A 9,708-nucleotide genomic window follows, 5' to 3' on the forward strand; every position below is an offset into this window, starting at 1 on the left:
CCGGGCGGCGTCCGATGACCGTCGGGCGCCGCCCACTTTTTCCGCTCAGGGCGGAAGCGCTTGCCGGAAACGCAGGGCGTTGCCGGCGAGTTCGATGTCCGGCGCAGGCGCCTGCTCCGGGCAGTCGGCGCGCAGTTCGGCGTCGCCGAACGGCAGCTGGATGAAGGCGCAGAAATGCGGCTTGTCACGGTGTCCGGTGGCGAACGGGCGGAAGTGGCGGCAGCCCAGGCAGGTGCGCGCGCCGGTCGCCATTCCGCGCTTCTGCGCCTCGTGCACCAGCAACTGCGTGGCGCGCAGCAGCGCCGCGAGGTCCGGTTCGTCCAGGCCTTCCAGCAGCGCGCCGATCCCGTGCAGCGGGCTGCGCAGGCGTTCGGCCAGGCGCCGGCCGGCGCGCGTCAGGCGGACCAGCGCCGCGCGCCCGTCGTCGGGGTCCGGACGGCGTTCGATCCAGCCTCTGGTTTCCAGCGTGGCCAGCGTGTCGCTGACGCTGGCGGGCGTGACGCCAAGTCGCGCGGCGATGGCCTTGGCGCGCATCCCCGGCCGGGCGCCTTCCAGCATCCGCAGCACGGCCGAGTGCGCCGGCGGCAGCGCGGGGACGCCGTCTTCCGGCCGCCGGGACTGCGCCCGCGCCAGCGCCGCGAGTTGTTCGATCCCGCTGGCGACCTGCTGGCGCTGGAACGGCGTCGTCGACATGGCAATATAGTTAGGATTCCTAACTATATGGTCAAGTACCGCCTGTCGGAGCGCCTGCGCCTCCCGGCCGATGCGGCACGGCGACGATCATCACGACATCCCCTTGCCGTGGCATGCGGCATGCTGCCGCTTTCCCGCGAGGCAATGCCCATGCCGTCCGTCCGCAAGGCCAGCTTCCCGCCCGACCAGGTCCGGCGCTTCCTCGAACCGGGACCGGTGCTGCTGCTGTGCACGGCGTGGAAAGACGAACGCGCGATCATGACGCTCGGCTGGCACATGATGCTCGGCTACGACCTGGTCGGCACCTACCTCTGGGACGCGAACCGCAGCCACGCGCTGGCCCGCAGCAGCCGCGAGTGCACGATCAACCTGCCCACCGCCGGCCTGCTCGACGCCGTGGTCGGCATCGGCAACTGTTCCAGCCGCGACGTCGACAAGTTCGAGCGCTTCGGGCTCACCGCGATGCGGTCACACGAAGTCGCGGCGCCGTCGATCGCGCAGTGCCACGCCAGCTTCGAGTGCCGTCTGCACGAGACCCGCATCACCCGCGACTATCCGCTGTTCGTCTGGCGCGTGGTGCACGCGCGCGTCGCACGCTCGCCGAAGCTGCCGCGCACCGTGCACTATCGCGGCGACGGGCGCTTCATGCTGTCGGGCGACGAGGTGTCGCGGCGGCGGCTGTTCCGGCCGGAGATGCTCGAACAATGACCAGGTGCCTTCGATGACGCTGCTGCTCGACGACCTCGACGATACCGTCGCCCGGATGCTGCAGCAGCTGCCGGCCGAGCTGCACGTCGGCGCGCCGCTCGGCCTGGGCAAGCCGCACCGCCTGCTGAACGCGCTGTACGAACGCGTGGCCGCGGACCCGTCGCGGCCGATGACGCTGTACACCGCGCTGTCGCTGGATCCGCCGCGCGCGGCGCCGGGGCTGGAGCAGCGGTTCCTCGAACCGTTCGCCGAACGCCATTTCGGCGCCGACTTCCCGCGCCTGGCCTACGTCGACGCGCTTCGCCGCGATGCGCTGCCGGCGCATGTGTCGGTCGAGGAGTTCTACCTGCAGTCCGGCGCGATGCTCGGCTCGTCGCAAACGCAGCGGCGCTACGCCAGCCTCAACTACACCCACGTCGCGCGCGCGCTCGCCGAGCGCGGCGTCAACTGCATCGTGCAGAAGGTGGCCGCCAGCGAGGACGGCACGCGGCTCTCGCTGTCGTCGAACACCGACCTGACCTTCGACGCGGTCGATGCGATCGTCGCCGCAGGGCTGCCCCGGCCGCTGCTGGTGGCGGAGATCGATCCGCGGCTGCCCTGGCTCGGCGGCACCGCCGCGGTCGACATGGACTGGTTCGACATCGTGGTCGCGCCGCCCGGCCCGCATCCGAAGCTGTTCGCGCTGCCGCGCCAGCCGGTGGGCGACGCCGAGCACGCGATCGGCCTGTACGCCAGCACCCTGGTGCGCGACGGCGGCACGCTGCAGATCGGCATCGGCGCGCTGTCGGACGCGCTGTGCCACGCGCTGGTGCTGCGCCATGTCGACAACGCGGCCTACCGCCGCGTGCTGGACGCGCTCGACCCCGGCATCGCCGCGCATCCCGCGGTGATCGCGAGCGGCGGGCTGGAGCCCTTCGCACAGGGCCTGTACGGCTGCAGCGAGATGATCAACGAAGGCTTCAAGCACCTGGTCGAGGCCGGCGTCATCCGCCGCAAGGTGGTCGACAAGCCGGCGCTGATGCGACGCGCCAACGAGGGCAGCGCGAGCACGCTTGAACGCGAACTGGTCGAACGCGACGGCGAATTCCTGCACGGCGCGTTCTACCTCGGCTCGCAGGCGTTCTACGACTGGCTGCACGGACTCGACGAGCCGACGCGGCGCGGCATCGGCATGAAGCGCGTCAGCGAGGTCAACGAACTCTACGGGCTCGACGAAGGACTGGAGCGCCTGCAGCGCCGCGACGGTCGCTTCTTCAACACCTGCATGATGGCCACCGCGCTGGGCGCGGCGGTGTCCGACGGTCTCGACGACGGCCGCGTGGTCTCCGGCGTGGGCGGGCAGTACAACTTCGTGGCGATGGCGCATGCGCTGCCGGACGGGCGCTCGGTGCTGCTGCTGCGCGCGGCGCGCGATGCCGATGGCCGCGCGGAGTCGAACATCCGCTGGAACTACGGCCACACCACCATCCCGCGCCACCTGCGCGATCTCTACATCACCGAATACGGCATCGCCGACCTGCGCGGCCAGCCGGACGAGGACTGCATCGTCGCCATGGCCGGCATCGCCGACGCGCGCTTCGCATCCGGGCTGCTGGCCACGGCGAAGCGCAACCGGAAGCTGCGGAGCGACTTCACGATGCCGGACGCATGGACGCGACACACGCCAGGCGCGCTCCGCGAAACCCTGACGCCGTTCCGCCGCGACGGCACCCTGCCCGACTATCCGCTCGGCAGCGATTTCACCCCGGTCGAACAGCGCCTGGTGCGCGCGCTGGCGTGGCTCAAGGCACGAACCGCCTCGCGCCGCGGCAAGCTGGCGACCATCGCGGCGGCGCTGTTCGAAGGCCGCGGCGACGACCGCGAAGCGCTGGCGCGCATGGCCCTGTCCGACCCGCGCGGCGCCGGCGAATGGCTGCAGGCCCGGCTGCTGCGCCTGGCGCTGAGGCAAACGGCGCATCCTTCCGCGTGAATGCAACGCTGCGGTGCGCGACCGACCACCGCCATTGAGGCCGCCGACAGGCCTTCGCGCGTATCATCGCGGCATGGCCACGAAGATCGACCGCATCCGCGACGCACTGCAGGCGCTCTCGCCCGCGCACCTCGAGGTGCTGGACGAAAGCCACATGCACAGCCGCGGACTGGAAACGCACTACAAGGCGATCATCGTCGGCGAGACCTTCGCCGGTAAACGCGCGGTGCAGCGCCACCAGCTGGTGTACCGCACGCTCGGCCCGCTGATGCAGGAGATCCACGCACTGGCGCTGCACACCTACACGCCGGGCGAGTGGGAAGACGCGGGCGCCGCGCCGGATTCGCCGCGCTGCCGCGGTGGCAGCAAGCACGACCAGGCAACGACGGGCTAGAGCGCCTACTTCCCGGTCCTTGACAGTTTGGACACCGTCATTCCGGCGCAAGCCGGAATGACGGGCAAACGCGGGCACCCACGGCAATAAGGATGCAAACACCCGAAGCAGGCTTGCCCCTGGAGAGGGGCACGAATCGAAGACCGTGCGTTACAGCGCCTTCGCTGCCGCGACCACCGCTTCGACGGTGATCCCGAAGTGCCTGTACAGGTCGCCGGCCGGCGCGCTGCCGCCGAAGCTGTCGATGCCGACGACGGCACCATCGAGACCGACGTACTTGCGCCAGAAATCGGTGACGCCGGCTTCAACGGCAACGCGCTTGCGCACCGACGCCGGCAGCACCGACTCGCGGTAGGCGGCATCCTGACGATCGAACACATCGCTCGACGGCATCGAGACCACGCGCACCTTGTCGCCGAGCTGTCCGGCGGCGGCGGTCGCGAGTTCCACTTCCGAACCGGTCGCGATCAGGATGATGTCCGGCGTGCCGTTCGAATCCTTCAGCACGTAGCCGCCGCGCGCGATGTCGCGCACCTGCTGCTCGCTGCGCGGCTGGTGCTGCAGGTTCTGGCGCGAGAACACCAGGCAGCCCGGGCCGTCCGTGCGCTCGATTGCCGCCTTCCACGCCACCGCCGACTCCACAGCGTCGCAGGGGCGCCAGACGTCGTTGTTGGGGATATAGCGCAGCGAGGCCAGGTGCTCGACCGGCTGGTGGGTCGGGCCGTCCTCGCCGAGGCCGATCGAGTCGTGGGTGTAGACGTGGATCGCATGCGCGCGCATCAGCGCGCTCATGCGCACGGCGTTGCGCGCGTAGTCGCTGAACACGAGGAAGGTTGCGTCGTAGGGAATGAAGCCGCCGTGCAGCGCGAGCGCGTTGGAGATCGCGGTCATGCCGAATTCGCGCACGCCGTAGTTGACGTAGTTCGCGCCGGCATCACCGCTGGTGACCGGCTTGCTGCCCTTCCACAGCGTGAGGTTGGAATGGGCGAGGTCGGCCGAACCGCCGATCAGTTCCGGCAGCAGCGGCGCGAACGCCTCGATCGCCATCTGCGAGGCCTTGCGCGAGGCCACGACCGGGCCATCGACCTGCAGCTTCGCAATATAGGCGTCGGCGGCGGCGAGGAAACCTTCCGGCAGCCTGCCCTGCGAGCGGCGCTGCAGCTCGGCCGCCGGCTCCGGATGTGCGTCCGCATAGGCGGCGAACAGCTTGTCCCACGCCGCCTCACGTTCGGCGCCGGCGTCGTTCGCGCGCCAGGCGTCGGCAATGGCCTGCGGCACTTCGAACGGACCGTGCGCCCAGCCCAGCGCCTTGCGCGTGGCCTCGACTTCGTCCTTGCCCAGCGGCGCGCCGTGCGAGGACTCCTTGCCCGCCTTGGCCGGCGAACCGAAGCCGATGGTGGTGCGGCAGCAGATCAGCGTGGGCTTGTCGTCGTGCTTGAGCGCAGTTTCGATCGCGGTCTTGATCTCCTGCGGGTCATGGCCGTCGACGTTGCGGATCACGCGCCAGCCGTAGGCCTCGAAGCGCGCCGGCGTGTCGTCGGTGAACCAGCCCTGGACCTCGCCGTCGATCGAGATGCCGTTGTCGTCCCAGAACGCGACCAGCTTGCCCAGCCCCCAGGTGCCGGCGAGCGACGCGGCCTCGTGCGAGATGCCCTCCATCAGGCAGCCGTCGCCCATGAACACCCAGGTGCGGTGGTCGACGACGTCGAAGCCGGGGCGGTTGTAGCGCTGCGCCAGCAGCTTCTCGGCCAGCGCGAAGCCGACCGCGTTGGCGAAGCCCTGCCCGAGCGGACCGGTGGTGGTCTCGATGCCGGGCGTCATGAAGTTCTCGGGATGGCCCGGCGTCTTCGATTCGAGCTGGCGGAAGCGCTTGAGCTCCCCGATCGGCAGGTCGTAGCCGGCCAGGTGCAGCAGCGCGTACTGCAGCATCGAGCCGTGGCCGTTGGACAGCACGAAACGGTCGCGGTTGAGCCACTTCGGGTTGCCCGGGTTGTGGCTGTAGTAGTCGTTCCACAGCACCTCGGCGATGTCGGCCATGCCCATCGGCATGCCGGGATGGCCGGACTTGGCGGCCTCCACGGCGTCGACGGCGAGGAAACGGATGGCGTTGGCGAGGTCTCTGCGGCTGGGCGTCGTCATGGGCGGGCGTGTGCGCGTCGGGGAATGCCCGCGAAACGGGGCTGCGGCATTGTCCCATGCCACGCAGGACATTTGGTGGACATCCGCGACATTTCCCGGCGTTTTCGCCGTGGATCGATACTGCGGCAACCATCGGCGCCGGGGATACCGGCGCGGTCGATCCGATGAACCGCGAGATTCCTCACTGCGTTCGGAATGACAGACTCGGGGTTGCTGGAGGCCCCCTGCGAGCGCCGGGCGCCTCCTCAGGCGAGCGCGGACTCAGGATCCGTGTCCGCCTCGCCCTTCGACACCAGCGCCGCGATGCCGAGGTCGCCGGTCACGTTGACCGTGGTGCGGCACATGTCGAGGAAGTGGTTGACGCCCAGCACCAGGCCGATGCCTTCGGGCGGCACGCCCACCATCGCGCAGATCAGCGCGACCACCGGCAGCGAGCCCGACGGCACGCCTGCGGTGCCGATGCCGCCGAGGATGCAGACCAGCATCACCATGATCTGCTGCCCCAGCGTCAGGTCGACGTTGAAGAACTGCGCCAGGAAGATCACGGTCACGCCCTCGAACAGCGCGGTGCCGTTCTGGTTCGCGGTCGCGCCGATGGTCAGCACGAAGCGCGAGACCTTCTTCGGCAGCTTCAGCTCCTCGTCGGCAACCTTCAGCGCGGTCGGCAGCGTGGCGTTGCTCGACGCGGTCGAGAACGCCATCAGCATCGCCTCCTGCACGCCCTTGAAGAACGCCAGCGGCGACCAGCCGCCGATCAGGCGCAGCGCCGCCGAATAGATCACCAGCATGTGGATCACCAGCGCCGCCACCACCACCAGCACGTAGGCGCCGAGCCGGATCAGCAGGTCCCAGCCGAACAGCACGGCGAGGTTGAACATGAAGCAGAACACCGCGTACGGCGCCAGCCGGATCACCAGCCCGATCAGGGTCATCGAGATCTGGAACAGGCCCTCGATACCGCGCTTGAGCACCGCGGTCTGCGGCGTCTGCGTCAGCACCAGGCCGACGCCGAACATCAGCGCGAAGAACATCAGCGCGATGATGTTGGCGTTGTTCGCGGCCGCGCCGATCACGTTGTCCGGCACGATCGACAGCAGCATCTCCATGCCCTTGGGCTGGGTGGCGCTGTCGCGCACGATCGCCGCGGTGCGCTCGGCGCCCTCGTCGAGCAGGTGTTGGGCCAGCACCGGGTCGACGCCCGCGCCCGGCTTGAACAGGTTCACCATCACCAGACCCAGCAGCACCGCCAGGCCCGAGAGCAGGATCGTGTAGGCCAGCGTGCGCCAGCCGATGCGGCCGAGCGAGCCGATGTCGCCCATTTCCGACACGCCGACCACCAGCGCCGAGAACAGCAGCGGCACGATCAGCATGAAGATCAGGCTCAGGAACAGCTGAGAGAACGGCTGCGTGGCGTACTTCGTCAGCGCCTGCACCCAGCCGGTTTCGGCGCCGATGCCGTAGTGGACGACGAGCCCGAGGCAGAGGCCGACGAAGAAGCCGATCGCGATCTTCCAGTGGAGCGGCATCGGCGTCTTCGCGCCCGGGTTCGTCTCGCTCATCGATCCTGTCTCCGCCGCAGCAAACCCCGGAGCTTAGCAAACCGACCGCAGCGGGCCGGGCGGCGCGCGGACGCCGCGACGGCCTCGTTCACCCGTGTCCCTGGAGCCTGCGCCGCCCGTGCCGGGCGGGTGGACCGGGAATCCCGGCACGCCGGATCCGTGACCACCGTAGCCCTGCGTCGCCGCAACTTGTCCCCTACTGCCGGCAGGCGCAACATCCCCCTGCGCCAGCGCCGCCCCCCCCTTGCGCCGCTGGCGCTTCCGAGAACACTGCCCAGCCCCCGGGCCGCGGAATGCATTCAATTCCCCCGAAGAGCGCCACATGAAAATCGTACGATCACTGTTCCTGCTGGCCGTGCTGGCCATGCCATGCGGTACCGTCGCCGCGCAATCCCCTCCGACGACCATCACGCTGACGCCCAACGGCGACGTCGGCAGCGTCGAGCTGGTCAACCTCGGCATTCCGTTTCCACAAGGCATGCTGACCAGTTCCACGCAGGTCCGGATCCTCGACGCCAGCGGCGCCGAAGTGCCGGCCTTCGTCTCAGCGACACTGCGCTGGCACTGGACCGACAACAGCATCCGCGCGGTGCGGGTGCAGTTCCAGGCCAATCCAGGCATGGCCTATCGCTTCGACATCAGCCAGCCGCGCACCCGTTCGATCGCGGCGGTGCCCTACGACAACGGAACGCGCGCGGGCAAGATGGGCGCTCCCGTGCCGCGCGTGGTCGCCACGCTCGACCCGGCCTGGCTGACGCTTTCGCAAATCGCCGGCCCGCAGCTGACCTACTCCGCCGACCGCAGCTACGACCGCTACGTCGACAGGCAGTGGCAATGGGCGAAGGACACGCCTTACAGCGGCGTGCATGGCTTCCTGTTCGACCGCGCCGCCGTGATCGGATACCAGTACGTGCGCAGCGGCCGGCCCGACGTGTTCCTCGAGTTCTACAACTCGGCGACGTTCTACCTGTCGAAGATCAAGCGCACGGGCAACGGCGGCGGCTGGCCGGACTGCACCGGCGGATGGGAGTTCGACGGGGTCAATGCCTGTGACCCGAAGTACAGCTACATCGCCCCTCAGCTGCTGCTGGTGGCACTGGCCGGCGACGACACCCGGCTGGACGCGCAGACGATCCGCCACATGGCGTACAACCAGATCACGGGCGGCTGGAGCGGCGCGCCGGGCCCCTACCAGGGAGGCAACCAGTCGTGGACCGAACGCAACGCCGGCCTGGCGCTGGAGCATCTGGTCTCGAGCTACGAACTGACCGGCTCGTCGGAGACTCGCCAGTACGTCCAGAACATGCTCGGCTGGCTGTACGCGCACCAGCAGACGCCGCCGGGCAGCGACCCGTTCACCGGCGCATGGACGCATTCGTGGCAGGCGCACGAGGGCCTCAACTACGACCCCGCGACCGATGTCCGCGGCGGATCGCCCTGGATGAGCGCGAACATCGTCGGCGGCCTGTGGCGCGCGTGGCTGGCGACGGGCGACGCGCGCATCCCCACGATGTTGCGCGACTTCGGGCGCTACCTCGAACAGCACGGTTTCGCGCCGGACGAAATGGCCGGCAACTGGCTGTCCGGCTGCAACGCCAATGGCACGATCGGCTGGTATTTCTCATCGGCCATCTCACCGCAGTCGCGCGTGATCGCGATCCAGAACGATCAGGGCGGCGGTTCCGACGCGCACAATCCCGAGCTGCTGATGGCGGTCGCCGCCGCACGCCATTTCGAGACCGATCCGGTCTGGCGCACGAGGCTGGAGCAGCGCGCGCAGCGGCTCGGCCAGTACCTCAACACCCAGTGCGCCGCCGCGTCGCATACCGCCCGCGCGTTCAACTGGCAGAACCGCAACCCGGAGCTCACATGGCTTCTCGCCCAATCCGCCAGCAGGCCCATTCGCCGCAGCGGATCGGCGCCGCTGGCGCCGCCCCGTGCTTCAGGCTCCAGGACCAATGCATCGGCGCCACCGCGGGCAACGATGCCCGCAGCCGCATCGAGCGCATCCGCTGCAACTGCGCAGGCCCCGCCCACCACGCGCGCAGTGCCCGGGCCGCAGTACGCACCTCACTCCCACGTCCGCATCACACCGGCGGTCGTCGTGTTCTGGCAGCGCCTGCGCAACTGGTTCGATGGATTGCTGCCACCGGATGCGGCGACCGAGGACGAGCGCTAGAGCAGTTCTGCCTTCGTGCGGTTCGCGGCACCCCACGACAGGAACAGCTGCCTGCGCCTTCCACCGC

At 69.4% G+C, this 9,708-nt stretch carries 7 protein-coding genes; 4 read left to right on the top strand and 3 right to left on the bottom strand.

Translation table 11 applies throughout. The features are described from left to right. Positions 1–45 precede the first annotated feature (45 nt). A complete protein-coding gene (locus FQY83_RS10870; RefSeq protein ID WP_146387887.1) occupies positions 46–693 on the bottom strand; it encodes a MarR family winged helix-turn-helix transcriptional regulator in 648 nt (215 codons plus the stop codon). A 150-nt stretch (positions 694–843) separates the two neighbouring features. On the opposite strand from FQY83_RS10870, the gene FQY83_RS10875 reads away from it, so the two are divergent. The 3 genes from FQY83_RS10875 to FQY83_RS10885 all read left to right on the top strand — a co-directional run bounded on the left by FQY83_RS10875 (position 844) and on the right by FQY83_RS10885 (position 3,764). Next, entirely contained in the window at positions 844–1,401 is a 558-nt protein-coding gene (locus FQY83_RS10875; RefSeq protein WP_146387889.1) for a flavin reductase family protein, read from the top strand. Between the two features lie 13 nt (positions 1,402–1,414). Next, positions 1,415–3,370, top strand: coding sequence for an acetyl-CoA hydrolase/transferase C-terminal domain-containing protein (locus FQY83_RS10880; protein ID WP_146387891.1), 1,956 nt, complete (start codon positions 1,415–1,417; stop codon positions 3,368–3,370). A gap of 73 nt (positions 3,371–3,443) precedes the next feature. After that, complete coding sequence (locus FQY83_RS10885; protein ID WP_146387893.1) at positions 3,444–3,764, top strand: BolA family protein; 321 nt, start codon at positions 3,444–3,446, stop codon at positions 3,762–3,764. Between the two features lie 150 nt (positions 3,765–3,914). Here the strand turns inward: FQY83_RS10885 and tkt are convergent, their stop codons facing one another. Next, a complete protein-coding gene (gene tkt, locus FQY83_RS10890; protein ID WP_146387895.1) occupies positions 3,915–5,903 on the bottom strand; it encodes a transketolase in 1,989 nt (662 codons plus the stop codon). 245 nt (positions 5,904–6,148) lie between these two features. After that, the gene (locus tag FQY83_RS10895; protein ID WP_146387897.1) at positions 6,149–7,462 is read right to left on the bottom strand and encodes a dicarboxylate/amino acid:cation symporter; all 1,314 of its coding nucleotides are present in this window, start codon (positions 7,460–7,462) and stop codon (positions 6,149–6,151) included. A 322-nt stretch (positions 7,463–7,784) separates the two neighbouring features. On the opposite strand from FQY83_RS10895, the gene FQY83_RS10900 reads away from it, so the two are divergent. After that, the gene (locus FQY83_RS10900; RefSeq protein WP_146387899.1) at positions 7,785–9,641 is read left to right on the top strand and encodes a hypothetical protein; all 1,857 of its coding nucleotides are present in this window, start codon (positions 7,785–7,787) and stop codon (positions 9,639–9,641) included. Positions 9,642–9,708: the final 67 nt, after the last annotated feature.

Source organism: Luteimonas marina (genome assembly GCF_007859325.1).
GTDB lineage: Bacteria > Pseudomonadota > Gammaproteobacteria > Xanthomonadales > Xanthomonadaceae > Luteimonas > Luteimonas marina.